The following is a 25,304-nucleotide window of genomic DNA, read 5'->3' as shown; positions in this document are numbered from 1 at the left end:
TCCCTTGCGGATCAGACCTGCGGTGCGGTCAGAAGAGGTGCGGGACGTTGGTGCCGAGCGCCCCGACGAAGACCCCGTACAGCACCCCGACCACGAGCACCGAGTACAGGACGGCCGAGCGCCAGGACTCGCCGCCCAGGAACTTCATCCAGATCAGGCTCAGCAGCAGCGCGGGGATCTCGAAGCCGATCACCGGCAGCAGCGCCACGAGCCCCAGGAGCGTCGCGAGGCCGACCAGCGAGAGCCACGAGTACCGGGAGAACTTCTCCCCGTCGCCGCCCCGCCGTCCGACGACGACCTGGGCGAGCGACAGCACCACCACGGCGACGCTGATCGCGAGCGGCCACAGGCCGGCGCCCGGCTGGGTCGGCGTGCCGAGCCCCAGGCCGACCGCCGTCACGGCGCCCAGGACGCCGATCCCGGTCGTGACCAGGCTGGCCGCGAGGTTCGCGACCGGCCCGGCGGGCGGAGGCGCCTCCTCGGCCCACTCGTCGGCGAGGGCCTGCGCGGGGTCGGCGGGCGCGACGGCCGCTGCGCCGTCCGGCCCGCCGTTCGAGCCGCCGTTCGAGCTGCCGTCCACGCCTACCTCCTTGGTTGCCGTTGCCACGGTGGATCAGCCCTCCGCGAGGCTGATGTCGTACTCCTCGGTGAGCGCCCGGTACTTGTCGGCGAGCTCGGTCCACTCCGTGGTGACCTCTTCGCCCGAGATCTCGTGCGGCGTCAGCAGGTTGTTCTCGTTGAACGACGTGTAGGTGTCCGAGGCGATCGCGGCGTCGACCGACTCGACGAGCCGGGCCTTGACGTCCTCCGGCAGGCCCTTCGGGGCGGCCAGGGCGCGGTACTGCGACACGGGCACGTCGTAGCCCTCCTCGACGGCGGTCGGCACGTCCGGCAGGAACTGGTTGCGCTCGGCCGAGAAGGCCAGCAGCGGCACCACCTTGCCGGCGTCGATCTGCGGCTTGGCCTCGCCGAGCTGCACCGTGGCCACCTGCACCTGGTCGCCGACGACGGCGGTCAGCGCGGGCGATCCGGAGTCGAACGGGACAGCGGTGCCGTCGATCTCGGCCTGCGCGAACAGGGCGGCCTGGGCGAGCTGCGAGCCGGTGCCGACACCCGTGGTGCCGTACTTGATCTCACCGGACGCGCCCTTGAGGTCGTCGAGGTTCTCGAACCCGGAGTCGACGCTGGCCAGCAGCACGTAGTCGTCCTGCGAGAGGCCCTTGATCACGTCGAGGTTCGCCAGGTCCACGGCCTCGTCCTCGGACACCGCGAGCGGCGTGATGGTGATGAGGGAGGCGTTGAGCAGCACCAGCTCGTAGCCGTCGGCCGGCTTGCCCGCGACCTCCTCGGTCGCCAGGGCGCCGTTGGCGCCGGCACGGTTGACCACCGGCACCGCCACGCCGAGGTCCTCGGCCATGCCCTCGGCCACGGCCCGGGCGATGAGGTCGGTCGACCCGCCGGCGTCCTGCCCCACGGTGATGGTCACCGGGCCGGACGGGAAGTCTTCGCCCTCGCCGCCACCGGTGGCGCCCACGTTGCCGCCGCACGCGACGAGCGTCAGGGCGGCGGCCGCGGCGGTGGCGCCCAGGGCGACACGGCGGAGGCGCGGGCTACGGCGGTCAGGAGTTGTCATCACAGCTCTCCTCGTTGAGATCTTCGACGGGCATCTGCCGGTCGGGCGTTGAGCATAGGAAGCCCATACGATGCCTGTCTAAGCCTCTTACTGCATTGCTTGATACTCGGAATGCATCAGTTCCCGGAAAGGCCCTCGTGTACACCCTCGATCAGGTCCGCTGCTTCATCGCCGTCGCGGAAGAGCTCCACTTCGGCCGCGCGGCGGAACGACTCAACATGACCCAGCCGCCCCTGAGCCGTCAGGTCCAGAAGCTGGAACGCGCGGTCGGCGTCCCGCTCCTGGAGCGCGACAACCGGCACGTCGAGCTGACGACGGCCGGCACCGTGTTCCTCGAGGAGGCCCGGCGCCTCCTGACCGCCGCCGACGCCGCCCCCGCCCTGGCCCGCAAGATCGCCGCCGGCCGCGCGGGCGTGCTGCGCCTCGGCTTCACCGCGGCCTCGGGGTTCAGCCTGCTCGGCACGCTCGTGCAGGAGATCACCGACTTCATGCCCGACGTCGACCTCGACCTCCAGGAGCTGGTGACGATCGAGCAGATCGAGGCGATCCGCCGTGGCGAGCTCGACCTGGCGCTCGGCCGGCCGCCGTTCGACCAGGAGAGCTTCGACTCCCGGCTCCTGCTGTCCGAGGACCTGGTGCTGGCCGTGCCGCCGGGCCACGCGCTGGCCCGCCTGGACCGTCCCGTGACCGCCGCCGACCTGCGCGACCAGCCCGTCGTCGGCCACCATCCCACCAAGGCGCGGTACTTCTACGACATGGTGGTGCGGTACATCGCCGTCGAGCACGGCAACGTGGTGCACGTCGTCAGCCAGATCCTGACGATGTGCTCGCTGGTCGCCGCCGGGCGCGGCGTGGCGTTCGTCCCGGAGTCGGCCCGCCTGCTGGGCCTGCCGGGCGTGACGTTCGTGGAGCTCGACGTGCCGCACGGCGTCGTCGAGCTGCACGCCATCTGGGACCGCACCTCGAAGAACCCGGCCCTGCACGAGTTCCTCCGCTACCTCCACCCCTCGTCCTGAGACCGAGCGGTCACCTAGCGATGCAGTTGCGGCATGAGTTGATGCCGTTTTGGGCTTGGACAGGCATCGTGGGCGGTTCCTACCGTGGCCGCGAGAACCTAGCCGATCAGCATGTCATCGCCGGCGTCTGTCACAGGAGGGGGCCACCTTGGCCACGTATGCACCGCAGGAGCTCGCCGTCGCCCTCAAGGACGGGCTGCTGTCGTTTCCCGTCACGCCGTTCACCGCGGACGGCGCGATCGACGAGGAGCGCTACCGCGACCACATCGACTGGCAGTCGAGCTTCCGGATCGGCGGCCTCTTCGCCGCCGGCGGCACGGGCGAGGGCTTCAGCCTGACGCCGCAGGAGTCGGCCCGCGTGGTGCGCCTCGCCGTCGAGACCGCCGCGGGCCGCACCCCGGTGCTCGGCAGCGCGGGCGGCAACACCGCCCAGGCGATCGACAATGCGCGCGCCGCGCAGGACGCCGGCGCCGAGGGCCTCCTGCTGCTGCCCCCGTACCTCACCGAGGCCGACCAGGACGGGCTGCTGGAGCACGCCTCCGCCGTCTGCGCCGCCACGGATCTCGGCGTCATCGTCTACAACCGCGGCAACGCGATCTACTCCGCGACCACCGTCGCCCGGCTGGCCGAGCGGCACCCCAACTTCATCGGGTTCAAGGACGCGATCGGCGACATCGAGCACCTCACGCGTGTCTACGCCACCAACGGCGACCGGCTGTTCTACCTGGGCGGACTGCCCACCGCCGAGACCTACGCCCTGCCGCTGCTGCAGCTCGGCATGAGCACCTACTCGTCGGCCATGTACAACTTCGTGCCCGAGTTCGCCCTCCAGTTCTACCGCGACGTCCGCAGCCAGGACCACGCGGCGGTCACCGAGAAGCTGCGCCGGTTCGTGCTGCCCTACCTCGACATCCGCGACCGCACCAAGGGTTACGGCGTCTCGATCGTCAAGGGCGGCATGAAGGCGGTCGGCCGCGACATGGGCAGCGTCCGCGCGCCCCTGCAGGACCTCACGGCCCGGGACCTCGCCGACCTCACCGCCCTGATCGACGCCGCCGGGGTGCGCCCCGCCGCTGACGCCGCCGCGCCGGCCGCTTCAGCCGACGCCGCCGTCGACACCCTGGCCGGCTGACCCGAACGCACTCAAGGAGACATGCGATGACCCAGCTCACCGGTCACTCGATCGTCGCCGGCGCGCCCCTGCAGGGCACCGCCGGCACCTTCGCCGGGCAGGACCCGGCCACCGCCCAGGCGCTCGAACCCGCCTACTCGCTGCTCGACGAGGCGCAGGTCGCGCAGGCGACGGCCGCCGCACAGGAGGCCTTCGCCTCCTTCTCCGCGCTCGCGCCCGAGCCGCACGCCCGCTTCCTGGAGCAGGTCGCGGCCAACATCGAGGCGATCGCGCCCGACGTCGTCGCGCGGGCCATGCGCGAGACCGGTCTCCCGGCGGCCCGCCTCACGGGCGAGGTCGCCCGCACCACAGGCCAGCTCCGGCTGTTCGCGCAGGTCGTGCGCCAGGGCGACCACCGCGGCGTGCGGATCGACCCCGCCCTGCCCGACCGCGCTCCCCTGCCGCGCGCCGACATCCGGCAGCGCAAGGTGCCCGTCGGCCCCGTCGCCGTGTTCGGCGCCAGCAACTTCCCGCTCGCCTTCTCCACCGCGGGCGGCGACACCGCCTCCGCGCTGGCCGCGGGCTGCCCGGTCGTCGTCAAGGCACACAACGCGCACCCCGGCACAGCCGAGCTGGTGGGCCGCGCGGTGGCGGACGCCGTCGCCTCCGCCGGACTGCACCCCGGCGTGTTCTCGCTGGTCTACGGGCCGGGCAAGGTCGTCGGCCAGGCCCTGGTGTCCGACCCGGTGATCCAGGCCGTCGGCTTCACCGGCTCCCGCGGCGGCGGCCTCGCGCTCGTCGCGGCCGCCGCGGCCCGGCCCGTGCCCATCCCGGTCTACGCCGAGATGAGCTCGATCAACCCCACGATCCTGCTCGACGGCGCCCTCGCGGGCGACGTCGACGCCCTGGCCGCGGCGTACCTCACGTCGGTCACCGGCTCGTCGGGCCAGCTCTGCACCGCCCCGGGCCTCGTGTTCGTGCCGGACGGCGAGCGCGGCGACGCGTTCGTGGCCGCCGCCGGGCGCGCCGCGGCGGCGGCCGCCGGGCAGACCATGCTCACCGACGGCATCGCGCAGGCCTGGCAGGACGGCGTCGACGCGCTGGCCGCGCAGGACGGCGTCTCGCTCGTGGGGGCCGGTTCGCCGGGCGCGACGCAGAACGCCCCCGCGCCTGCCGTGTTCGCCAGCGCGGTGCCGACCCTGCTCAGCAACCCCGTGCTGCAGGCCGAGATCTTCGGTGCGGCCTCGCTCGTGGTCCGGTACTCGGACGCCGCCGAGCTGCTGTCCGCCGTCGAGCGCCTCGAGGGGCAGCTCACCGTGACGCTGCACCTGACCGAGGACGACCGCGAGACCGCCGCCGCGCTGCTGCCCGTGCTGGAGCGCAAGGCCGGGCGCATCCTGGCCAACGGCTGGCCCACCGGCGTCGAGGTGGGGCACGCGATGGTGCACGGCGGGCCGTTCCCCGCGACGTCGGACGGGCGCACCACCTCGGTGGGCACGCTCGCGATCGAGCGGTTCCTGCGACCCGTCGCCTACCAGAACCTGCCGGAGTACCTGCTGCCCGAGCCGCTCCGGTCGGACAACCCGTGGCACCTGACGCGGCGGGTGGACGGCGTGCTCGACGTCGTCCTGGGCGCGACCGACACCGGCGCCCCCGAGGCCGCGGCGGCGGAGGCCGCCCGGTGACCGCGCACCCCACGATCGCCCGCGTCGAGGTCGTGCCCGTCGCGGGCCACGACTCGATGCTGCTCAACCTGTCGGGCGCACACGCCCCGTTCTTCACGCGGAACGTCGCGATCGTCACCGACTCCGACGGCCGCACCGGGCTGGGCGAGGTGCCCGGCGGGGAGAAGATCCGGGCCACGATCGAGGAGGCCGGCGCGATCGTCGTCGGGCAGCCGGTGGCGCGGTACCGCTCCCTGCTGCGCGACGTCGCCCGGGCCTTCGCCGACCGCGACGCGGGCGGGCGCGGGCTGCAGACCTTCGACCTGCGCACCACGGTGCACGCGGTCACGGCCATGGAGTCCGCGCTGCTCGACCTGCACGGCCAGGACCTGGGCGTGCCCGTGGCCGAGCTGCTCGGCGACGGCGTCCAGCGCGAGGCCGTGCCGATGCTCGGGTACCTGTTCTACGTGGGCGACCCGGGCGCGACCGACCTGCCGTACCTGCGTGGGGACGACGAGTCCGACGCGTGGGGGCGGCTGCGCCGCGAGGAGGCGATGACGCCGGACGCCGTCGTGCGGCTGGCCGAGGCCGCCGCCGCGCGCTACGGGTTCACCGACTTCAAGCTCAAGGGCGGCGTGCAGGCCGGTGACCTGGAGGTCGACACCGTCGTCGCGCTCAAGGAGCGCTTCCCCGACGCGCGGATCACGCTCGACCCCAACGGCGGCTGGCTGCTGGACGACGCGATCCGGCTGGGCCGGCGGATGCGGGGCGTCGTCGCGTACGCCGAAGATCCCTGTGGCGCGGAGGGCCGGTTCTCCGGCCGGGAGGTCATGGCCGAGTTCAAGCGGGCGACCGGTCTGCCGACGGCGACCAACATGATCGCGACGGACTGGCGCGAGATGGCGCACGCCGTGCGCGCGAGCGCCGTCGACATCCCGCTGGCCGACCCGCACTTCTGGACCATGGCGGGCTCCGTGCGCGTGGCGCAGCTCTGCCACGAGTTCGGGCTGACCTGGGGGTCGCACTCCAACAACCACTTCGACATCTCGCTGGCGATGTTCACGCACGTCGGAGCAGCGGCGCCCGGCGAGATCACGGCGCTGGACACGCACTGGATCTGGCAGGACGGGCAGGGCCTGACCACGGCCCCGCCGCGGATCCAGGGCGGCGCGATCCAGGTGCCGACGACGCCGGGGCTCGGCGTCGAGCTCGACCGCGAGCGCCTGGCCGCCGCGCACGAGCTCTACCTGGAGCACGGCCTGGGCGCCCGCGACGACGCGACAGCGATGCAGTACCTGGTCCCGGGCTGGGCCTTCGACCCGAAACGCCCGTGCCTGGTCCGCTGACTCGTCTCCCTCGCCCGCTGAGTGCTGGGTATTTGCGGTACAAAAGCCCCACGACCCCGCAGATACCCAGCACTCAGCGGTGTCGGGCGGGGCGAGGTGTGCGATGAGCGGGGTGCTGCTCGGGTTCGCGATCGTCCTGGTGCTGGTGGGCGTGGGGTTCGTGGCCGCGTGGGTGCTGCCGGGCGAGGCCCGCGCCATGCAACGCGGCATCGCGCCGCTGGTGTACTACATCACCAACCCGGCGCTGATGTTCCTGCTCATGTCCGACGCCGACCTGGGCGCGGTGCTGCGCACCTACACGCCGATCGCACTGATCACCGCGGCGGCCACGGGCCTGCTGTACGCGGTGGTCGCGGGCGGGCTGCTGCGGCGGCCCGCCGGCCCGGTCGCCGCAGGCGCGATGGCGAGCTCGTACGTGAACGCGGGCAACATCGGCGTGCCGATCGCGCTGTACGCGGTGGGGACCGCCGCCCCGGTGGTCTCCGTGCTCATCGCGCAGCTCCTCGTGGTCGCGCCGGTCTACCTGTCGGTGTTCGCGTGGTGCCGGCACCGGGCGGGGCGGGCGGGCCGGTTCGCGGACGCCGTCGACGACGGCGCCGCCGCGCCCGACGACAACTCAGCCGTGGCCGACGGCAGCGGCGACTCCGGCCGTTCCCTCGGCGCCACCCTCGCCCGGTCGCTGGCCAACCCGGTCACGGTCGCGACCGGGCTCGGCCTGCTCGCCGCGGCGTTCTCCGTGGACCTGCCCGCGGTGCTCGGGCAGCCGGTCGAGATGCTCGGCCACGCCTCGGTGCCGCTGCTCCTGCTGCTGTTCGGCATGTCGCTGCGGGGTCAGCGACCGCTGGGCCGCGAGGCACGGGCCGAGGTGGTGCTGGGCACCGTGCTCAAGTCCCTGGTCATGCCGGCGCTCGCGTGGGTCGTGGGCCGGTTCCTGTTCGGGCTGGACGGCCTGGACCTGCTGGGGGTCGTGCTGATGGCGGCGCTGCCCACCGCGCAGAACGTGTTCCTGTTCGCGGGCCACTTCCGCCTGGCGACGACGTCGGTCCGCGACGTCACCCTCCTGAGCATGGTGCTGGCGCTGCCGATATCCCTGTTGATCACCCTGCTCCTGGGCTGACGCCGACGACCACCGCAATCGAACGTAGGAGTAGTCGCACTCTGAGCGCCGAGAGCGCGACCAGACCTACGTTCACCTGCCGCGGCCCACAGGCCCGCCCGGCGGTACGGTCAGGGGCGCGCGATCCCGCCCAGCAGGTTGTTCACCAGTGCGTCGGCGAACCCCTCGGTGACCGGCTCGTCCGGGACCAGCAGCCGGTGGTAGACGGCGCCCCAGAGCTGGTCGACCACCACCTGCACGTCGACGTCGTCCCGCACCTGGCCCGCCTCCTGCGCCGCGCGCAGTCGCTCGGCCGCGAGGCGGCGCCGCTCGGACGAGTACAGCGTGCGGTAGGCGACGGCGAGGTCCTGGTCGGTCTGGGACTGGCCGATCAGCTCGGCGAGGATGCGCCCCGCGGGCGTCGTCGTCATCAGGTGCACGAACGCCCGGAGCTGGTCGCGCAGGTCCACACGGATGTCTCCGGTGTCGGGGAAGGCGAGCGTGTGCTGCACCGCGTGGAAGTAGCCGTCCAGGGCCAGCGCCCCCTTGGACGGCCACCACTTGTAGAGCGTCGTCTTGCTGACGCCGGACAGCCGCGCGACCCGCTCGAACGTCAGGTCGGCGATGCCTTCGTCCAGCAGCAGCCGACCGACGGTGCACAGCACGTCGGCGCGCACCTCGTCGGCGGGTCGCCGCCCGCGCCCCCGGCCACGCGCGGGCGCAGGATCGACGTCGGACGTCACCTGGTTCGTCATGTCCCCTCCTCGCTGAACTCCCGCGAGTCTAGGTGGGCTCGCGGAGCTGACCTGGTCGGTCGGCAGGATGTCAGGTGATCGGCGCCTCGGGCTGCCGATCACCTGACGTTCTACCGATCACGCTGATCCACTGGCACCGGTGCCGGCGCCGGCCGTGAGCAGATCCGGCAGGCCCACGCGCTCCAGGAACTCGCGGCGGGTCCGGTCGGCGAGGTCGGAGACCGCCGCGGATCCGTCGTCGGCCGGGTCGATGTGCACGCGGTACGGCCGCTGCCCGGCGGGCAGGGCCACGATGCGGGCGATCTCGTCCGCGACCAGCGACACGTCGGCGTCGGGCGCCAGGGCCGCGAGCTTCTCCGCGACCTGGCCCATGAGCCCGGCGTACCGGGTCTCGTAGTCGGCCTCCACCGCGGCGTCGGCCGGGTGGCCCGCGTGCGCGAAGTGGTTGGTGCCGCTCGTGAACGAGCCGGGCACCACGATCGAGGTCTCCACTCCCCAGCGGGCCAGCTCGGCGGCGTACGACACCGCGAGGGAGTCCATGCCCGCCTTGGCCGCGAAGTACGGGGCGAGGTACGGCGGGGTGCCGCCCTTGACGCTGGAGCTGGACACCCAGATCACGAGCCCCGCGCCCCGCCGGCGCATCCCGGGCAGGACCGCCCGGTTCACGCGCTGGGTGGACAGCACGTTGACGTCGTAGAGCTGCGCGAGCTGCTCCGGCGTGAAGGCCTCCGCCGGGCCGACCACCATGTGCCCGGCGTTGTGGATCAGCACGTCCACCTTCCCGTGCGCGGCCTCGATCTGCCCGACGGCGCGGTCGACCGACTCCTGCGAGCTCACGTCGAGCTCGACCGGCCGCAGGTCGGCCGCATGCTCGGAGGCCCAGGCCCGCGCGGCGTCGACCTGCGGCGCGTTGCGCCCCTCGGTCTCTCGCATGCCCGCGTAGACGGTGTGGCCCGCGGCGGCCAGGGCCCGCGCCGTGAGGGCTCCGAACCCGCTCGACGCTCCGGTGATGACGACGACGGCGCTCATGCCAGGCCTCCGTTGGTGTAGATGACCTGACCGTTGACCCACCGCGCGGGTCCGGCCAGGAAGGCGACCGTCTCGGCGATGTCCTCGGGCTGGCCGAGGCGCTCGAGCGGCACGGCGTGCGCCAGGTTCGAGATGGTCTGCTCGTCCTTGCCGTTCAGGAAGAGCGGGGTGGCCGTGGGGCCGGGCGCCACGACGTTGACGGTGATGTCCTTGCCCCGCAGCTCGCGGGCGAGGATGAGCGTCATCCCCTCGACGGCGGCCTTGCTGGCCACGTACGCGGCGTACGCCGGGAACTGCGCCCGGACCACCGACGTCGAGAAGTTGATCAGTGCGCCGCCGGCGCGCAGCCGGTTCGCGGCGAGCTGGGCCACGACGAACGTGCCGCGGATGTTGGTGCGGTGCATGCGGTCGAGGTCGGCCAGGTCGAAGGTGGCGACCGGGCCGAGCAGCATGATCCCTGCCGTGTTGACGACGACGTCGACGCCGCCGAACGCCGCCTCGGTCGCGTCGAAGGCGGCGACCATCGCCGTCTCGTCGGCGACGTCCCCGGCGACGGCGATCGCCTGGCCGCCTGCGGCCTGGACCTCGTCCACGACCTCGTCGGCCCGGGCCTGGTTGCCGGCGTAGTGGACGGCGACGGCGTAGCCGTCCGCCGCGAGCCGCCCGACGACGGCACGGCCGATGCCGCCCGACCCGCCGGTGACGAGCGCGACGCGCTGGGTGCCGCTGGTGTCCGTGCTGGTGCTCATGAGGTGCTCCCTGGTCTCGATGTCGGTCTCGATGTGGACTGCGCGTCCATATAAGCACAGAAGTGCACGCGCCGTCCATATATTCCCGCACACTGGTCCCGGGTCGACGCCAAAAGGTCCGCCTCCAGCAGGCGATCCCGCATGCTCCGCGTCGGAGACATGCCTGATCACCTGCTGGAGGCGGACCCTCCTGTCAGACGGCGGCCGGGGTCCCCCCAGAGTTCCCCGGCCGGCGTCGGTCCGTGGCCGGCGCCGTCAGCCGGCGCCGGCGGCGCCCTCAGACGCCCGTCGGCTCCGGCACCCGCGGGCGCGAGCCGCCCGTGCGGTCACCGTCGTCGCCGGCATCCCCGGCGGCGTCGCCGTCCCGCGTGCCGGCGGCGGCGTCCGGCGCGTGCAGGTCGTCCGCCGCGCTCTCGTCGAACGGGAGCGCGCCGGACAGCACCTCGGTCACGCGGTCGCGGTCGATCTCCTTGGTCCAGGTGCCGATGATGACCGTGGCCACGGCGTTGCCGGTGAAGTTGGTCAGGGCGCGCGCCTCGGACATGAAGCGGTCGATGCCCACCACGATGCCCACGCCGTCGACCAGGTCGGGGCGGTAGGTCTGCAGGCCGCCGGCGAGCGTCGCCAGGCCGGCGCCGGTGACCCCGGCGGCGCCCTTGGAGGCGATGATCATGAAGGCGAGCATGCCGATCTGCTCGGGCACGGACAGCGGCGTCCCCATGGCGGACGCGATGAACAGCGACGCCATGGTCAGGTAGATGGCCGTGCCGTCCAGGTTGAACGAGTACCCGGTCGGCACCGTGATGCCGACGACCGGCTTGGACACGCCCAGGTGCTCCATCTTGGCGATGAGGCGCGGCAGGGCCGCCTCGGACGACGACGTGCTGACGATCAGCAGGTACTCGCGCGCCAGGTACTTCATGAGCGAGAAGATGTTCACGCGGGCCACGAACCAGAGCACGGCGCCCAGCACCACCGCGATGAACAGGATGCAGGTCAGGTAGAAGCCGACCATCAGCGTGCCCAGGGCGACGACGGCTCCCCAGCCGGTCTCGCCGACGACGCCCGCGATGGCCCCGAACGCACCCACGGGGGCGACCCACAGGATCATCGTCAGCACGCGGAACACGATCGCCTGGATCAGCCGGATCGCGTCGAGCGCGGGCTTGCCGCGGGCGCCGAGCTGCTGGATGGCGAACCCGACGAGCAGCGCCACGAACAGCGTCTGCAGCACGGACTCGCCGGTCAGCGGCGAGACGAGCGTGGTGGGGATGATGCCGAGCACGAAGTCGACCAGGCCGGCGGCCTCGCCCTCCGCCTCGTAGCTGGCGTCCGCGATGTTCAGGCCCTCGCCCGGGTGCAGCACGTTGCCGACGACCAGGCCGATGAACAGCGCGAACGTGGACATCACGAGGAAGTAGAGCAGCGCCAGCCCGCCGACCCGGCCGACGGTGGCGGCCTTCGCGATCGAGCCGATGCCCAGCACGATGGTGCAGAAGATGACCGGCGAGATCATCATCTTGATCAGGGCCACGAACCCGGTGCCGAGCGGCTTCAGCGCCACTCCGGTCTCCGGGGAGGCCAGGCCCACGATGACGCCGGCGACGACGGCGACGATCACCGCGATGTACAGGTAGTGACTCTTGTCGAGCCGGCGGCGCGGGGTGGTCCCGGCGCCGGCGGGCTGCGTTACCGCCATGGTGTGTTCCTCTCACAACGCTGTGTGGTCAGCGACAAGAGTGCTGGCCAGGGCGGCGAACCCCACCATTGCGTACATAGTGTTCTCGCGGCGGTCGGAGCACCCGTGCGGGCGGTCCACAATGGACCCCGTGGCGCAGCGACGGGGTGCGAGTATCGCGAGGTGGTTCCTCGCCGTGCACACGGCGCTGCTGTTCGCCGGAGCCGTCATCGTGTTCGGGCTGCTGGCGCTGGACGCCCGGTCCTCGGCCGAGACCCACGCGGCGAAGGAGAGCACCGACCTGGCGGCCACGGTCGCGGCGGAGGCCCTCGTGATCGACACCGTGGCGCGGGCGCACGACACGCTGGGGACGGACCGCCCGGGCGCCGTCGCCGAGGCCTCCGGGCTGCTGCAGCCGTACGCCGAGCGGGTCATGGCGACCACGGAGATCGACTACCTGACCGTCATGGACACCGACCGGACGCGCTACACGCACCGCAACACGTGGCAGATCGGCCGCGAGTTCGTGGGCACCACGGCGCCGGCGCTGCGCGGCGAGACGTTCACCGAGGTCTACGACGGCACGCTCGGCCCGTCGGTACGCGCCGTGGTCCCCGTCGTGACGGACGACGGCGAGGTGGTCGGCATGGTCTCCGCCGGCGTCACGCTCGACCGCCTGTGGGACAGCATCGTCCCCCGCCTGGTGATCGTCGGTGTCGGCACGCTGCTGGCGTTCGGCACGGGCGCGGTGGCCGCGACGCTGCTGGCGCGCCGGCTGGACCGGATCACGGAGAGCAAGGGCCCGGACGAGCTGGCGCACCTGTTCACCGCGCACGAGGCGGTGCTGCACTCCGTCGAGGAGGGCATGCTCCTGGTCGAGGACGGCACCGTGGTGCTGGCCAACGACGAGGCGCTGCGGCTGCTCGACGTCCCGGACCTCACGGCGCCGTTCGCCGTGGACGACGAGCGTCTGTCCCCCGCCGTGCACGACGTGCTGGTCGGCGCCGCGCCCGAGGGCCCGGTCCGCGTGGGCGACCGCGTGCTCCTCGTGGGCCGCGACGCCGCCGCGGCCGCGGGACGCACCGTCGGCGAGGTCGTGTCCCTGCGCGACCGCACCGAGCTGCAGCGTGTCACCGGCGAGCTGTCGTCGGTGCGCACCATCTCCGAGGCGCTGCGCGCCCAGACCCACGACTTCAGCAACCGGCTGCACACCATCGCGACCCTCATCGAGCTGGGCCGCAGCGACGAGGCGCTGCGGTTCATCGCCGGCGAGAAGGACCTGGGCCAGCGGCTCACCGACCGCGTGGTCCAGGCGATCGAGGAGCCCGTCATCGCCGCGCTCGTGCTGGGCAAGGCCGCCCAGGCCCGCGAGCGCGCCGTCGAGATGCACTTCGAGACGCACCTGACGCCGGGCACGCACTGGCTGGAGCCCGTGGACGTCGTCACGATCCTGGGCAACCTGATCGACAACGCGATCGACGCCGCGTCGGCCCGCGCGCTGGCCGGGGCGACCGAGGCGTGGGTCGAGATCTACCTCGCCAACGGCGACGACGGCTCGCTGGTCTTCCAGGTCTCCGACAGCGGGGCCGGCATCGCGGACGCCGACCTCGGCCGCATCTTCGAGCACGGCTGGAGCACCAAGGACGCCGCGGCGGGCGGCCGCGGCTACGGCCTGGCGCTGGTGCGCCAGGTGGTCGAGAGCCTCGGCGGCGACGTCGAGGTGACGCGCGGGGCGGGCACGGGCGCGGTCTTCACGGTCACGCTCCCCCGTCCCGAGGAGGCGTCGCCCGGCAGCCCGCCCGACGACGCCGCCGTCGTCGTACCGCCCGCTCTCGCCGGCCGGACCGGACCTGCCGAACCGGCAGAACCGGCCGGGCTGGCCGAACCGGCCCGGCTGGCCGGGCCGAGCGCGCCGGGCGGCCGCGGGTGATCCGGGTCCTGGTCGTGGAGGACGACCACCGCACCGCCGACGCGCACGGTGAGTACGTGCGCCGCGTCGAGGGTTTCGAGCTGGCCGGGGTGGTGCACACGGCGGGCGAGACCGTCCGCGCGCTGCGCGACGCCCAGGCTGCCGGGCAGGAAGTGCACCTGCTCCTGCTGGACATGAACCTGCCCGACCGGCACGGCCTGGTGCTGTGCCGCCAGCTCCGCGCGGCGGGCCTGGTGGTGGACGTGATCGCCGTGACGGCGGCGCGCGAGCTGGAGGTGGTGCGCGAGGCGGTCGCCGTCGGCGTGGTGCAGTACCTCATCAAGCCGTTCGCGTTCGGGCTGTTCGCCGAGAAGCTCGGGGCGTACCGCAAGTACTTCGAGCAGATGCGCTCGCCGGTCTCGACGATGAGCCAGCGCGAGGTGGACACCGCGTTCGCGGCGCTGCGCACCTCCAACGCGGCCGGGCTGCCCAAGGGGCTGTCCCAGGACACCCTGGACGCGGTGTCCGACCTGCTCGCCCGGGCCTCCGGCGCGCTGTCCGCGAGCGAGGTGGGCGACGAGCTGCACCTGGCGCGGATCACGGCCCGCCGGTACCTGGAGTTCCTCGCGGACCGCGGCGTCGCGACCCGCGCGCCCCGCTACGGCACGCGCGGCCGTCCGGAGCTGGAGTACGCCCGCCGCCGTCCGGCCTGACGCCCACCGGATTCCCTTTGAGGCCCGGGTTTCTTCGCATTGAGCCGGCTCAAAGCGAAGAAACCCGGGCCTCAAAGGGAGTGGGCGACGGCGGACAACCAGGCGGCCCGACCAGGCAGTCCGACGGCCTCAGGCCCCGACAGCCGCCGTCAGCCGGTCGATGAAGTCCTGCTCCCCCGGGCTGACCTTGACCCGCTTGCTGAAGAAGCCGCCCACCTTGGAGCCCGAGGCCTCCGCGACCTGCTCGGCGATCCGGAGGATCCACTCGCCGTAGGCGATGGCGTCCTTCTCGTCGCCGCGGGCGCGCAGCAGCGCTACGGCAGCGCCGGTCAGCTCGACCGCCCGGGCGGTCTCGCCCTCCGGGTCGGGACGGGCGCCCTCCTGGGCCGCGCGCTCCGTGGCGGCGGCCGCGGCCGCCACCCCGACCTGCGAGGCGGGGTTCGCCGCCGCCTCGGCCTCGGCCGCGTCCTGCTCCTTGAGCCGGTCGCGCATGCCGATCGCCACAGAACGGACGAAGTCGTTCTCGTGCTCCTGGGCCTCGCGGAACACCTTGGCGCCCGAGGTCATCTCCTTGAGGAACTGGAAGGCTCCCGGACGGCCGTCGGCGAGGGTCGCGCCCTTCAGCACGGCTCCCGGGGCGTCCAGGATCGGGGCGAGCTCGTCGGCGGTGAAGTCGGCCAGGTTCGTCATGCGCACGCTCTCTGTCGGGGTCGTGGATACGGGGAACGCCTCAACCTACTGTGCGGTTCCCCCGCCACGCGCCCCTTCTCGCAGGTCAGGCGGCGGGTCAGTCCGGCACCGCCGCCGCGTACCGGCCCGCCAGCTCCCGGGTCGCCGCCACGAGCTCGGGCGGACCCACCACCTCGAACGGCACGTCGTAGACGCTGAGCCGCCCGGCCAGCCCCGCCCAGGACCACGAGCCCAGCACCACGCGGCACCGGGGCGCGCCGTCGACGTCGGGCAGGGGCTCGCACAGGCCGTGGCCGCCGACCCACGGCGCGATGTCGGCGGCCCGCGCGTGGAGCACCGCCTCGCCGCGCACCGGCGAGCGGGACCCGGTGATCCGCGGCCCGACGAACGCGGCGACGTCGCCGCCCGGCACCTCCCGCGGCGCGAACCGCGGCCCCGTGCCCGAGCGGAGCGTCAGGCGGTCCACCCGGAACAGCCGCCAGTCGTCGCGGTCGAGGTCGAAGGCGACGAGGTACCAGCGCCCCTCCGACGTCACGAGGTGGTGCGGCTCGACCCGGCGCGGCGGCCGGAACGCGGCGTCGCCCTCCCCGACGGTGGCCATGGTGCCCCCCGTGTAGTCGAACCGCACGACCTCGCGGGCCTGGCAGGCCGAGCCGAGCGCCAGCAGCAGGTCGGGGTCCACGGCCGGCTCCTCCGGTCCCAGCCGACGCCGCACGGTGGTCACCTCGAGCGCGTCCAGTCGCGCCCGGAGGCGGGCCGGCATGACCTGGCGGATGGTCGCCAGCGCCCGCAACGCCCCCTCCTCGGCGCCGGGGATGGAGCCGGTGCGCAGCGCGAGGGCGACGGCGACCGCCTGCTCGTCGTCGAACAGCAGCGGGGGCAGCTCTGCCCCGGCGTCGAGGCGGTAGCCGCCGTCGGGCCCCTTGGTCGCGGTGACGGGGTAGCCGAGCTCGCGCAGCCGGTCGACGTCACGCCGCACCGTGCGGGGGCTGACGTCCAGCCGCTCGGCGAGGAGCGCGCCGGGCCAGTCGCGGCGGGCCTGGAGCAGCGACAGGAGGGCGAGGAGGCGTCCGGAGGTCTCGAGCACGAATCCAGGATCGCACGCAATACAGGCCAGGACCTGACCTCTACCTCGGGAAGGCTGAGGGGGTACCGCAGAGCAGGAACCGACCGAACGCACGGACCGCAAGAAGGAGACATCGTGATCCGCACCCGAGCACTCACCAAGGACTTCGTGGTGAGCCGCACCCGCACCGTCCACGCCGTGCGTGGCATCTCGCTCGACGTCGAGCCGGGCGAGCTGGTGGCCGTGCTCGGCCCCAACGGCGCCGGCAAGACCACGACCCTGCGCATGCTGACCACCCTCATCCAGCCGACGTCGGGCACGGCCGAGGTGGCCGGGTACGACGTCGTCGAGCGCCCCGACCGGGTCCGCGCGGCCATCGGCTACGTGGGCCAGGGCGGCGCCGGCGGCGCCGCCCAGCACGTCCGTGACGAGCTCGTCACCCAGGGCGAGATCTACGGCCTGGACCGCCGCACGGCCCGGACCCGCGCCGCCGAGCTGCTGGAGGCCCTGGACCTGACCGAGCAGGCCGACCGCAAGGTCGAGAGCCTCTCGGGCGGCCAGAAGCGCCGCCTGGACGTGGCCGTCGGTCTGGTCCACCGGCCGCCGCTGCTGTTCCTCGACGAGCCGTCGACCGGGCTGGACCCGCACAACCGCGCCAACCTCTGGGAGCACATCCTGCGGATGCGCACCGCGGCCGCCGAACCGATGACCATCGTGCTGACCACCCACTACCTCGACGAGGCGGACACGTTCGCCGAGCGCGTCATCGTGGTGGACCACGGGCAGGTCATCGCCGACGACACCGCCGACGCCCTGAAGGCCGAGCTGGCGGGCGACCTGGTGACCCTGCGGGTCCCGGCCGGGCAGACGGCGGCCCTCGCGGCGATCGCCGAGCGCGCGCCCGGCACCCGGTCGGTCCGCGTGGCCGATGCCGAGGTGCGGGCCCAGGCCGCCGGGGGCGCGGACGACGCCGACCGGACCGTCGAGATCCGCACCGCGGACGGGCCTGGCGTCACGCCGGGGCTGCTGCGTGCCGCCGACGCGGCCGGCGTCGAGGTGCGTCGCATCGATGTCGCCCGGCCCACGCTCGACGACGTCTTCCTCGGCCTCACCGGCCGCAGCCTCCGCGAGACCGGCGTCGACGGCGCCGGACCGGACGAACCCGCGAACACCCCCACCACCTCCGCGACGACCACCTCCACGACGACCAAGAAGGAGGTCCCGGCATGAGCGCCGCGACCCTGACCCCCGCCTCGCAGGCCTCCGCCGAGCGCCCGCTCGCGCGCCGCAGCTTCGTGCGCGACACCCGGATCGTGCTCCTGCGGGAGCTGCGCCCGGTGGCGCGCGACCCGTTCTCGATCCTGTTCGGGCTCATCCAGCCGCTCGTGTTCCTCGGGCTGTTCGGCCCGCTGCTGGTCGGCTCAGCGGGTGCGACCCTCGGCACCGACGTCTGGCTGTGGTTCGTGCCCGCCGTGCTGGCGATGACCACGCTGTTCGGCAGCTCCGTGACCGGCTCCAACCTCCAGCTCGACATCTCCTCCGGGGTCCACGAGCGGATGCTCGTGACCCCGCTGTCCCGGCCGGCGCAGCTCGTGGGCCGCGCCCTGAAGGAGATGGTGCCGGTCCTGGCCCAGTCCGCGGTGGTGCTGCTCGTCATGCTGCCGTTCGGCCTGCGCCCGGACCCGCTCGGAGCGGTGCTCACCCTGCTGCAGCTCGCCGTGCTCGGCATCGGCGTCGGCGCCCTGTCGTACGCGCTGGCGCTCGCGGTGCGCAAGCAGGAGTGGATGTTCTGGGTGGTGCAGCAGACCGTGCTGTTCCCGGTCATGCTGCTCTCGGGCATGCTGCTGCCGCTGGAGACCGGGCCGGCGTGGATGCGCGCCCTCTCCACGGTCAACCCGCTGCGGTACGTCGTCGACTCGGGCCGCGCCGCCTTCGCGGGCGACCTGGCGTCGTCCGCCGTCGCGTGGGGCTGGGTGGCGGCGGTGGCCACGGCCGCCGTCGGCCTGACGGTCGGGGTGCGGGCGATGGTGCGCTCCGCCGACTGACCCCCGTCGCGCCTCTGCGCTTCCCTTCGAGGCCCGGTTTTCTTCGCTTTGACGCGCGTCAAAGAGGAGAAAGCCGGGCCTCGAAGCGAAGCAGGGCGCCCCGGACCGGCCAGGAGCGCCACGCGCGGCACAATGACCCCGTGCCCACCCCACCTGACGACCGCGTGGCCGGTCTGCGCCGGACCGTGCTGGTCGTCGCGGTCCTCAACCTGACCTACTTCTTCGTCGAGCTCGCCGTGGCGCTCGCCGCCGGGTCGATCTCCCTGCTCGCCGACAGCGTCGACTTCCTCGAGGACACGGCGATCAACCTGCTGATCCTGGTCGCCCTGAGCTGGCCGCCGGCCCGGCGGGCGCTGATGGGCAAGGTGATGGCCCTGATCATCCTGGGTCCCGCGGCGGTGGCGGCCTGGCAGGCCGTGGGCCGGTTCGCCGACCCGGTGGCGCCCGACGTCGTCCCGCTGGTCGTCGCGTCGCTCGGGGCGGTCGTCGTCAACGGCACCAGCGCCTGGCTGCTGGCCCGGGCCCACCACCACGGCGGCGCGCTGGGCAGGGCGGCGTTCCTCTCGGCCCGCAACGACGTCCTCGTGAACGTCGCGATCATCGCGATGGGCCTGGTCACCGCGTGGACGGGCTCCGGCTGGCCCGACCTGGTCCTGGGCTGCGTCATCATCCTCCTGGCGCTCCACGCCGCCCACGAGGTCTGGGAGGCCAGCGAGGAGGAACGCCTGGCCGCCAGGGCGCTGGCCGGCGAGGAGATCGGCTGACCGGACCGGTCAGGCCGCCGCCACGTCCAGGGACTTCTCCGCGAAGCGCGGGGCGAAGACCCGCTGCATCAAGCGCTTTCCCGTGGCGTTGCCCAGGAGGCTCTGGGTGAGGGTCCTGGCCCGCTTGTCCCTGCGGCTCTGCGGCACGAACATCACCAGGTCCCGGCGGCCGTTGCTCTGGTGAGTCGCGATGAACGGGCGCATCCGCAGCTCCCACTCACGCAGCGCCCGGGCGGGGCTGCCGGGGTTGCGCTGGAGCACGGTGCCGAGCAGGTCGGCGCCGGCCATGGCGCTGGAGGCCCCCATGCCCGAGTAGAGGGTCACGCACCACGCGGAGTCGCCGAGCAGCACCACGCGGCCGGTGTGCCAGCTCGGCATCACCACCTGGTGCACGGAGTCGAACAGGGGCTCGTCGGCCGCCTCGAACTGGTCCAGCAGGTTGCCCAGCACGGGTCCGGCGGGCTCGGGGCCGAACGCCCGGCGCAGCGAATCGGCGGGCGGACGGCGGAACTGCGCGTCCTCGTCGTCCGTGCGGTAGCTGAACAGGACCGTCGGCCGGTGGTCGGTGAACGGGAACACCCACACGGACCGGCCCGGCTCGGCCAGGACGATGCCGTCGGTGGCGCGGAACCCGGGCACGGGCTCGTCCAGCACGGAGACGCCGATGATGTGATGGAACGGCCGTAGGTAGTCGGCGTCCGGCCCGAACGCGAGGCGGCGCACCGTGGAGCGCAGGCCGTCGGCGCCCACCACGAGGTCGAACTGCTCGGTGGTCTCGACGCCGTCGCCACCGCCGTCGGGCGTGGTGCGCAGCGTGACGTCGACGCCGTCGGGCCGCTCCTCGATCGCGACCGGCGTGGTGCCGTACCGGAGCGGGGCGAGCTGCTCGACGGCGTCGTACAGCGCGCCCTCGATGTCGCCGCGCAGGACGAGCTGCGGCATGCCCGGCAGGTCGCCGTAGCCCATGCCGGGCCGACGTCGGCCGTCACGCTCGACGTCGTAGGTGATCGTGGCCGGGTCGGTGCGGTTGCCGATGGCGTCCAGCACGCCGAGCCGGGCCGCCGCCGACTGCCCGGTACCGAACATCCCGACGAAGTACCCGGCCCCGCGACGCGCAGGCGCCCGCTCGACGAGCACCGACTCCCAGCCGACGTCGTGCAGACGCAGGGCCGTGGCCAGACCCCCGATACCCGTGCCGACCACCAGTGCGCGCGGCTTGCTCATGCCGATCCCTCTCCTCGGACCTCCGGATCACGTGACCCGATTATTGACTGACAGATCATCACGAGTCAAGAACTGGCGACTAGGATGGCCGGGCACGAGAAGAGGGGTGACGATGGCACGTCCGGTACAGGACCGGGCGGCGGCGATCCTGGCCGCCGCCAGGGAGCAGTTCCTCCTGGACGGTTCGGAGCGCACGACGGTCGACGCCGTCGCCGCCCGCGCCGGCGTCGGCAAGGGGACGGTCTTCCTGTACTGGCCCACCAAGGCCAGGCTGCACGACGCCGTGCTGCACCTCGAGGCCGCCGGTCTCCTCACCTCGCTCGCGGACGAGCTGCGCGCCGGAGCGACGCCCCTGACCATCGCGCACGTGGTGCGCCGGGAGATCGCCTCCGTGCTCGACATCCCCGGCCTGGCGACGCAGCGGCTGGGCGAGCCGGGCGGCCCGGCGGGCTCGGACGACTTCCCCGGCCCGGCGCTGCACCGCATCGTCTCGATCATGCAGGCGCACGGACTGGTGCACGACACCCCGACCGCCGAGATCGTCACCGCCTTCCAGACCGTGATGTCGGGTTCGGTCCTGATCGGCCTGGCGGACCCGGAGCGCCGGGGGGTGATCTTGGACGCCGCCGAACGACTCATCGGGTCCACCTACGACCGCGCCGACGCCGACCCCGCGGACGTCGCCGCCGCCCTGCCGAAAGTGCTGGATGCGCTGGAGGACGCGGTCGACCGGCTGGTCGAGACCGCCGCTCCGGACCGCCCGACGACGGCCGTCCTGCGCCCTCGGGAGCGCCCCACGATCACCCCCGCGTGACCGCGCCGGGCGGGAGGCCCCGTCGTAATGTGCGAGGCATGACAGACGCACTGGTACTCGGAGGTGGCGGCGTCGCCGGCGTCGCCTGGGAGCTGGGCGTGCTGCAGGGCATCGCCGACAAGGACCGGGAGCTCGCGGCCCGGCTGCTGGGCGCCGGACGAGTGGTCGGCACGTCGGCCGGGTCCGCCGTGGCCGCCCAGGTCACCAGCGGCACACCACTGGAGGAGCTCTACGAGGCGCAGCTGGTCGACGACGGCCTCGACTTCGTGGTCGAGTTCGACGGGCCCGCGATGTTCGCGGGCTGGGCCGCCGCCTTCGAGCCCGCCCCCGACGGCACCCCGCCCGAACCAGCCGAGATCCGACGCCGGATCGGCGCCATGGCCCTTGCCGCCACCACCACCGACGAGGCGACCCGCCTCAAGGAGCACGAGGCGCACCTGCTGAGCACCGAGTGGCCGGCCACCGACCTCGCCATCCCCGCCGTCGACGCCGAGTCGGGCGAGCTACGGGTGTTCCGCAGCGACTCGGGCGTGCGGCTCCTGGACGCCATCGCGGCGAGCTGCGCGGTGCCCGGCGTGTGGCCGCCCGTGACCATCGGCGACCGGCGCTACGTGGACGGCGGCATCCGGTCGGTGGCGAACGTCGACCTGGCCGCCGGCGCCGACCACGTGCTGGTCATCACCCCGCAGCGGCCGGGGTCGCCGTCGCCGTTCGGCCCGTCGGCCACCGAGCAGGTCGAGGCCCTGGCGCCCGCAAAGGTGCTCATGATCTGCGCCGACGACGCCTCGATGGAGGCGTTCGGCATCAATCCGCTCTCCCCTGCCACGCGGGCGCCGTCGGCGGTCGCGGGCCGCGCGGTGGGGCGGGCGCAGGCGGCGGAGCTGGCCGCGCTGTTCGCCTGACCCGGCCTCACTCGGCCTGGGCCGGGGCGGCCGGCGTCGGCCCGCCCAGATGCTCGGCGAAGAACCCGAGCGTCCGCGCCCAGGCGTCCGCCGACGCCTCCGGGTCGTGCGACATGCCCTGGACCCGCATGAGCATGCCGAGCGTGCCGGTGTACTGCGCGAGGAACGAGTGGGTCGCCTCGGGGTACACCTTGAGGTCCACGGCCACACCGCTGCGTTCCAGGCCGGCGCGCAGCTTGTCCACCTCGGCGACGTCGACCACCCTGTCGCGGCCGCCGTAGCTCGCCACGACCGGGCACGGGGCCGCCAGCATCCGGTCCAGCTCCGCAGGCTCCTGCTTGCCCGCGGGCAGCAGGCCGTAGTTCACCGCCGCGGCGTCGAACCCGCCGCGCCCGGCGGCGACCAGCGCGAACCGGCCGCCCAGACAGAACCCCAGGACGCCCACCCGGCCGGTGCAGTCGGGCCGGGCCGCGAGCGCCGCGCGCGTCTCCTCCAGCCGGTCGTAGGCGGGTCCCTGGTCGGCGACGAAGCTCGCGAAGGTCTGCCGCAGGCACCGTCCACGCTGGTACATCGACGGCGCGTGCACGAGGTAGCCCTGCGCGGCCAGGTGGTCGCAGACGCGGCGCAGCTCGGCGGTCATCCCGTACGCGTCGTGCACCACGACGACGCCGGGAAAGGGGCCCTCGCCGACGGGGACCGAGGTGTGTCCGGGATGCACGCGGAGCCTCCTGTGCGCTGGGGCGTCCGGACGCCTGGCCCGGACCTCGCTGCCGACCGTACCAGGCCTTGTGCATCGTGCACATGTTCTGCGCGCGCCATGATGGGCACCATGTTCACCAGCACCGACGGGACCATGGACCTGCGGGTCTCCGCGTACGCGGTCATCACCGACGAGGCGGGCCGGATGCTCCTGCCCCACTGGTCCGAGGGGACGCACCACGGCTGGACGATGCCCGGCGGCGGCATCGACCCGGGCGAGCACCCGGCCGACGCCGCCGTCCGGGAGGTCTACGAGGAGACCGGCTACCACGTGGAGCTGGCCGGGCTGCTCGGCGTCGACAGCGTCGTGTTCCCGGCCGCCGAGCGCGTACATCCGGCGGACCGTCCCGGGCAGGCCCTGCGCATCGTGTACCGGGCGCACATCACGGGCGGCGAGCTGCGCGTCGAGGAGGACGGCTCCACCGACGGCGTCGCCTGGCACACCCAGCAGGAGATCGACGCGCTGAACCGGGTTGCACTGGTGGACCTGTCGCGCCGCTGGGCGGGCCTGATCCCGTAGGGCCTGCCAGACGCACAGGTCACCCCAGTGAGCTGTGCGTCTGACACGTCAGGGGCGCGCCGACGGCGGGAAGCCCGTCCACCGCAGGTCGGCGGGCAGGTGCCCCATGTCGTTGAACAGCACGACCGTGGGCGGCAGCCCGTCGCGGTACTCGATCACGGTCAGCGCGGCGTTGCCGCTGTTCAGACCGAGCCAGCGGGCCGGGGGCGCATCGAGCGCGTGGCGCAGCAGCCACGCGACCTGGAACGCGTGGGTGACCAGCACCTCGTGGGTCTCGGCGTCTGCGGTCCGCGCGAACCGGTCGACCAGCGCGGCCGCGAGCCGCTCGCCCGGGGCGCGCTCGGCGTCGTCGAACCCGTCGAAGAAGCCGGCCCAGGCCGACGGGAGGTCCGGCGCGGCGGGCACGTACGGCACGTGGTCGACCAGCTCGGCCGCCTCCGCGACCGGGACCCCCGGGAGGTGCTCGCCGAGCACGTGCGCGCTCGCCACCGCGCGCGGCAGCGGCGAGTGCCACACCGCGTCGACCGGCAGCGCGGACAGCCGCGCCCCCAGCAGGTCCGCCTGCCGCCGTCCGACGTCGGTCAGCGCGCCGAACGCGTCCGCCGCGCCGTGTCGGGCCAGGTACAGGTGTCGGGTCGCCATGCGACGAACCTAGCGCCCGGACCTGGCACGACGCACCGCACGGGCCGCCACGGGCTGCCACGGGCCCGCGCGCCGCGGCCCGTCACGCGCCGCGCGGGATCCCCAGGGTCGAGAGCAGGTCCTCGTGCAGCTCCATCCAGACGGCATGGCACGAGCCGATGCCGGTCCCGGCCACCCACTCGCCCTGCCCGGCGCGTGCCCGGTCGAGCGCCCGGGCGAACCGCGTGTCGTACCCGTCGAACCGGGCCAGCACCGCGGCGAGCGAGGCGACGAGCGGCGTCAGCTCACCGCCCAGCGCGCCGAGCTCGTCCAGCACGCGTGCGTCCCAGTCCGCGTCGGCGTGCGTGTTCGGCGCGAGCCGGTCGTCCTCCGCGGGAAGCAGCTGCCAGTCGGTGCACGCCTGCAGGAGGCGGGCGTTCAGCGGCCCGAAGGCCTCGTGCGCCTCCTCGACGACGGCCCGCGCACCCGACTCGGCCAGCTCCAGGGCGAGGAGCCGGTCGTCCTCGGCGCGGCCGCGCTCCGTGAGCGACCAGCCCGCCGTGCTGCCGAACGCCGCCTGGCGGACCCAGCCGTACGCCTCGTCGTCGAGCAGGAGCTCGCGCGCGTCCGCCTGGTCGAGGCCGAACCGGGCGGCCACGGCGTCGTCGTCCGCCATGCCCTGGATCCGAACTGAGTGGAGGACGAGCAGCTCCGGCTGCGAAGATCTGCCGAGCACCGGGATGTGGGTCATAGTGCACCGTGCATCCCGCGGCCGCCGGTGTCAACGCGGGCGCTTACGCCCAGGGAGGAAGTCATGTCGGACAGCTCTGTCGTCGAACTGGCCGGGACCCCCGGCAGCCCGGGCCGGGCCTCCGGCCCCGCACGCGTGGTGCACGGACCGGACGACTTCACCCACGTGGGCCCCGGTGACGTGCTCGTGTGCCGCTTCACCGAACCGTCGTGGACCGCCCTGTTCGGCCTGGTCTCGGCTGTGGTGACCGAGACCGGCGGCGTCCTGTCGCACGCCGCGATCGTGGCCCGCGAGCACGGCATCCCCGCGGTGCTCGCGGTACCCGGCGCCACGACGACGCTGCGCGACGGCGAGACCGTCACGGTCGACGGCGGGGCCGGGCGGGTCAGCGGCTGACGGGCAGTACTCCCCATGGGCACCAGCCCGGCGGCGTGCCAGCCTTCCTGCGT

26 protein-coding genes are annotated in these 25,304 nt (G+C 73.6%); 14 read left to right on the top strand and 12 right to left on the bottom strand.

Features of this window, described 5'->3' with window-relative positions:
- Positions 1-28: 28 nt before the first annotated feature.
- Together ACZ7LE_RS18760 and ACZ7LE_RS18755 are read right to left on the bottom strand one after the other, a co-directional pair.
- Positions 29-580, bottom strand: coding sequence for a tripartite tricarboxylate transporter TctB family protein (locus tag ACZ7LE_RS18760; RefSeq protein ID WP_470404762.1), 552 nt, complete (start codon positions 578-580; stop codon positions 29-31).
- A gap of 33 nt (positions 581-613) precedes the next feature.
- A complete protein-coding gene (locus ACZ7LE_RS18755) occupies positions 614-1,633 on the bottom strand; it encodes a tripartite tricarboxylate transporter substrate binding protein (protein WP_470404761.1) in 1,020 nt (339 codons plus the stop codon).
- A 137-nt stretch (positions 1,634-1,770) separates the two neighbouring features.
- Between ACZ7LE_RS18755 and ACZ7LE_RS18750 the strand changes: the two genes are divergently transcribed.
- The 5 genes from ACZ7LE_RS18750 to ACZ7LE_RS18730 all read left to right on the top strand — a co-directional run bounded on the left by ACZ7LE_RS18750 (position 1,771) and on the right by ACZ7LE_RS18730 (position 7,887).
- A complete protein-coding gene (locus ACZ7LE_RS18750) occupies positions 1,771-2,649 on the top strand; it encodes a LysR family transcriptional regulator (RefSeq protein ID WP_470404760.1) in 879 nt (292 codons plus the stop codon).
- Between the two features lie 148 nt (positions 2,650-2,797).
- Positions 2,798-3,781: a 5-dehydro-4-deoxyglucarate dehydratase gene (gene kdgD / locus ACZ7LE_RS18745; protein ID WP_470404759.1), complete on the top strand. Its 984-nt coding sequence runs from the start codon at positions 2,798-2,800 to the stop codon at positions 3,779-3,781.
- A gap of 26 nt (positions 3,782-3,807) precedes the next feature.
- Entirely contained in the window at positions 3,808-5,445 is a 1,638-nt protein-coding gene (locus ACZ7LE_RS18740; protein WP_470404758.1) for an aldehyde dehydrogenase (NADP(+)), read from the top strand.
- Entirely contained in the window at positions 5,442-6,770 is a 1,329-nt protein-coding gene (locus ACZ7LE_RS18735) for an enolase C-terminal domain-like protein (protein WP_470404757.1), read from the top strand. Before ACZ7LE_RS18740 ends, ACZ7LE_RS18735 begins: the two co-directional genes overlap by 4 nt.
- Before the next feature lie 103 nt (positions 6,771-6,873).
- Positions 6,874-7,887 carry an AEC family transporter gene (locus ACZ7LE_RS18730; protein ID WP_470404756.1) on the top strand — a complete coding sequence of 338 codons (1,014 nt, stop codon included), beginning with the start codon at positions 6,874-6,876 and terminating at the stop codon, positions 7,885-7,887.
- A 110-nt stretch (positions 7,888-7,997) separates the two neighbouring features.
- On the opposite strand, the gene ACZ7LE_RS18725 is transcribed toward ACZ7LE_RS18730, so the two are convergent.
- The 4 genes from ACZ7LE_RS18725 to ACZ7LE_RS18710 all read right to left on the bottom strand — a co-directional run bounded on the left by ACZ7LE_RS18725 (position 7,998) and on the right by ACZ7LE_RS18710 (position 12,098).
- Entirely contained in the window at positions 7,998-8,621 is a 624-nt protein-coding gene (locus ACZ7LE_RS18725; protein WP_470404755.1) for a TetR/AcrR family transcriptional regulator, read from the bottom strand.
- Positions 8,622-8,738: 117 nt separating this feature from the next.
- Entirely contained in the window at positions 8,739-9,650 is a 912-nt protein-coding gene (locus ACZ7LE_RS18720) for an SDR family oxidoreductase (protein ID WP_470404754.1), read from the bottom strand.
- Positions 9,647-10,399 carry an SDR family oxidoreductase gene (locus tag ACZ7LE_RS18715; RefSeq protein ID WP_470404753.1) on the bottom strand — a complete coding sequence of 251 codons (753 nt, stop codon included), beginning with the start codon at positions 10,397-10,399 and terminating at the stop codon, positions 9,647-9,649. The genes ACZ7LE_RS18720 and ACZ7LE_RS18715 overlap by 4 nt, the downstream gene beginning before the upstream one ends.
- 277 nt (positions 10,400-10,676) lie before the next feature.
- Complete coding sequence (locus tag ACZ7LE_RS18710; RefSeq protein WP_470404752.1) at positions 10,677-12,098, bottom strand: cation:dicarboxylate symporter family transporter; 1,422 nt, start codon at positions 12,096-12,098, stop codon at positions 10,677-10,679.
- A 130-nt stretch (positions 12,099-12,228) separates the two neighbouring features.
- On the opposite strand from ACZ7LE_RS18710, the gene ACZ7LE_RS18705 reads away from it, so the two are divergent.
- Entirely contained in the window at positions 12,229-14,007 is a 1,779-nt protein-coding gene (locus tag ACZ7LE_RS18705; protein WP_470404751.1) for a sensor histidine kinase, read from the top strand.
- Positions 14,004-14,699 carry a response regulator gene (locus ACZ7LE_RS18700; RefSeq protein ID WP_470404750.1) on the top strand — a complete coding sequence of 232 codons (696 nt, stop codon included), beginning with the start codon at positions 14,004-14,006 and terminating at the stop codon, positions 14,697-14,699. Before ACZ7LE_RS18705 ends, ACZ7LE_RS18700 begins: the two co-directional genes overlap by 4 nt.
- 129 nt (positions 14,700-14,828) lie before the next feature.
- Here the strand turns inward: ACZ7LE_RS18700 and ACZ7LE_RS18695 are convergent, their stop codons facing one another.
- Together ACZ7LE_RS18695 and ACZ7LE_RS18690 are read right to left on the bottom strand one after the other, a co-directional pair.
- Positions 14,829-15,389 (bottom strand): hypothetical protein, encoded by a 561-nt coding sequence (locus ACZ7LE_RS18695; protein ID WP_470404749.1) that lies wholly within the window; start codon positions 15,387-15,389, stop codon positions 14,829-14,831.
- Positions 15,390-15,486: 97 nt separating this feature from the next.
- A complete protein-coding gene (locus tag ACZ7LE_RS18690) occupies positions 15,487-16,476 on the bottom strand; it encodes a helix-turn-helix transcriptional regulator (RefSeq protein WP_470404748.1) in 990 nt (329 codons plus the stop codon).
- A gap of 114 nt (positions 16,477-16,590) precedes the next feature.
- Between ACZ7LE_RS18690 and ACZ7LE_RS18685 the strand changes: the two genes are divergently transcribed.
- The 3 genes from ACZ7LE_RS18685 to ACZ7LE_RS18675 all read left to right on the top strand — a co-directional run bounded on the left by ACZ7LE_RS18685 (position 16,591) and on the right by ACZ7LE_RS18675 (position 19,264).
- On the top strand, positions 16,591-17,685 hold the full coding sequence (locus tag ACZ7LE_RS18685) for an ATP-binding cassette domain-containing protein (protein ID WP_470404747.1): 1,095 nt from the start codon (positions 16,591-16,593) through the stop codon (positions 17,683-17,685).
- Entirely contained in the window at positions 17,682-18,500 is an 819-nt protein-coding gene (locus tag ACZ7LE_RS18680; protein ID WP_470404746.1) for an ABC transporter permease, read from the top strand. Before ACZ7LE_RS18685 ends, ACZ7LE_RS18680 begins: the two co-directional genes overlap by 4 nt.
- Positions 18,501-18,640: 140 nt before the next feature.
- Positions 18,641-19,264, top strand: coding sequence for a cation efflux transmembrane domain-containing protein (locus ACZ7LE_RS18675; RefSeq protein WP_470404745.1), 624 nt, complete (start codon positions 18,641-18,643; stop codon positions 19,262-19,264).
- 9 nt (positions 19,265-19,273) lie between these two features.
- Here the strand turns inward: ACZ7LE_RS18675 and ACZ7LE_RS18670 are convergent, their stop codons facing one another.
- Positions 19,274-20,488, bottom strand: a complete 1,215-nt coding sequence (locus ACZ7LE_RS18670) for an FAD-dependent monooxygenase (protein ID WP_470404744.1) — start codon at positions 20,486-20,488, stop codon at positions 19,274-19,276.
- Positions 20,489-20,600: 112 nt separating this feature from the next.
- Between ACZ7LE_RS18670 and ACZ7LE_RS18665 the strand changes: the two genes are divergently transcribed.
- Both ACZ7LE_RS18665 and ACZ7LE_RS18660 read left to right on the top strand, forming a co-directional pair.
- Positions 20,601-21,302 carry a TetR/AcrR family transcriptional regulator gene (locus ACZ7LE_RS18665; RefSeq protein ID WP_470404743.1) on the top strand — a complete coding sequence of 234 codons (702 nt, stop codon included), beginning with the start codon at positions 20,601-20,603 and terminating at the stop codon, positions 21,300-21,302.
- A gap of 38 nt (positions 21,303-21,340) precedes the next feature.
- On the top strand, positions 21,341-22,204 hold the full coding sequence (locus ACZ7LE_RS18660) for a patatin-like phospholipase family protein (protein ID WP_470404742.1): 864 nt from the start codon (positions 21,341-21,343) through the stop codon (positions 22,202-22,204).
- Between the two features lie 7 nt (positions 22,205-22,211).
- Here ACZ7LE_RS18660 and ACZ7LE_RS18655 read toward each other — a convergent pair whose 3' ends face one another.
- Positions 22,212-22,922: a dienelactone hydrolase family protein gene (locus tag ACZ7LE_RS18655; protein WP_470404741.1), complete on the bottom strand. Its 711-nt coding sequence runs from the start codon at positions 22,920-22,922 to the stop codon at positions 22,212-22,214.
- Positions 22,923-23,057: 135 nt separating this feature from the next.
- Between ACZ7LE_RS18655 and ACZ7LE_RS18650 the strand changes: the two genes are divergently transcribed.
- Positions 23,058-23,483: an NUDIX hydrolase gene (locus tag ACZ7LE_RS18650; RefSeq protein WP_470405317.1), complete on the top strand. Its 426-nt coding sequence runs from the start codon at positions 23,058-23,060 to the stop codon at positions 23,481-23,483.
- 48 nt (positions 23,484-23,531) lie between these two features.
- Here the strand turns inward: ACZ7LE_RS18650 and ACZ7LE_RS18645 are convergent, their stop codons facing one another.
- On the bottom strand, positions 23,532-24,125 hold the full coding sequence (locus ACZ7LE_RS18645) for a histidine phosphatase family protein (RefSeq protein WP_470404740.1): 594 nt from the start codon (positions 24,123-24,125) through the stop codon (positions 23,532-23,534).
- Between the two features lie 82 nt (positions 24,126-24,207).
- On the bottom strand, positions 24,208-24,780 hold the full coding sequence (locus ACZ7LE_RS18640) for a transcriptional regulator (protein ID WP_470404739.1): 573 nt from the start codon (positions 24,778-24,780) through the stop codon (positions 24,208-24,210).
- A 138-nt stretch (positions 24,781-24,918) separates the two neighbouring features.
- Between ACZ7LE_RS18640 and ACZ7LE_RS18635 the strand changes: the two genes are divergently transcribed.
- Entirely contained in the window at positions 24,919-25,251 is a 333-nt protein-coding gene (locus ACZ7LE_RS18635; protein ID WP_470404738.1) for a PEP-utilizing enzyme, read from the top strand.
- Positions 25,252-25,304: the final 53 nt, after the last annotated feature.

The organism is Promicromonospora sp. NPDC110617, assembly GCF_055598465.1.
This window is presented reverse-complemented; position numbering and strand designations above follow the sequence as displayed.

Coding starts and splice junctions, on each gene's coding strand:
- ACZ7LE_RS18755 (WP_470404761.1), bottom strand. CDS start 1,633: ATGACAACTCCTGACCGCCGTAGCCCGCGCCTCCGCCGTGTCGCCCTG.
- ACZ7LE_RS18740 (WP_470404758.1), top strand. CDS start 3,808: ATGACCCAGCTCACCGGTCACTCGATCGTCGCCGGCGCGCCCCTGCAG.
- ACZ7LE_RS18730 (WP_470404756.1), top strand. CDS start 6,874: ATGAGCGGGGTGCTGCTCGGGTTCGCGATCGTCCTGGTGCTGGTGGGC.
- ACZ7LE_RS18725 (WP_470404755.1), bottom strand. CDS start 8,621: ATGACGAACCAGGTGACGTCCGACGTCGATCCTGCGCCCGCGCGTGGC.
- ACZ7LE_RS18720 (WP_470404754.1), bottom strand. CDS start 9,650: ATGAGCGCCGTCGTCGTCATCACCGGAGCGTCGAGCGGGTTCGGAGCC.
- ACZ7LE_RS18715 (WP_470404753.1), bottom strand. CDS start 10,399: ATGAGCACCAGCACGGACACCAGCGGCACCCAGCGCGTCGCGCTCGTC.
- ACZ7LE_RS18710 (WP_470404752.1), bottom strand. CDS start 12,098: ATGGCGGTAACGCAGCCCGCCGGCGCCGGGACCACCCCGCGCCGCCGG.
- ACZ7LE_RS18695 (WP_470404749.1), bottom strand. CDS start 15,389: ATGACGAACCTGGCCGACTTCACCGCCGACGAGCTCGCCCCGATCCTG.
- ACZ7LE_RS18680 (WP_470404746.1), top strand. CDS start 17,682: ATGAGCGCCGCGACCCTGACCCCCGCCTCGCAGGCCTCCGCCGAGCGC.
- ACZ7LE_RS18670 (WP_470404744.1), bottom strand. CDS start 20,488: ATGAGCAAGCCGCGCGCACTGGTGGTCGGCACGGGTATCGGGGGTCTG.
- ACZ7LE_RS18665 (WP_470404743.1), top strand. CDS start 20,601: ATGGCACGTCCGGTACAGGACCGGGCGGCGGCGATCCTGGCCGCCGCC.
- ACZ7LE_RS18660 (WP_470404742.1), top strand. CDS start 21,341: ATGACAGACGCACTGGTACTCGGAGGTGGCGGCGTCGCCGGCGTCGCC.
- ACZ7LE_RS18650 (WP_470405317.1), top strand. CDS start 23,058: ATGGACCTGCGGGTCTCCGCGTACGCGGTCATCACCGACGAGGCGGGC.
- ACZ7LE_RS18645 (WP_470404740.1), bottom strand. CDS start 24,125: ATGGCGACCCGACACCTGTACCTGGCCCGACACGGCGCGGCGGACGCG.
- ACZ7LE_RS18640 (WP_470404739.1), bottom strand. CDS start 24,780: ATGGCGGACGACGACGCCGTGGCCGCCCGGTTCGGCCTCGACCAGGCG.
- ACZ7LE_RS18635 (WP_470404738.1), top strand. CDS start 24,919: ATGTCGGACAGCTCTGTCGTCGAACTGGCCGGGACCCCCGGCAGCCCG.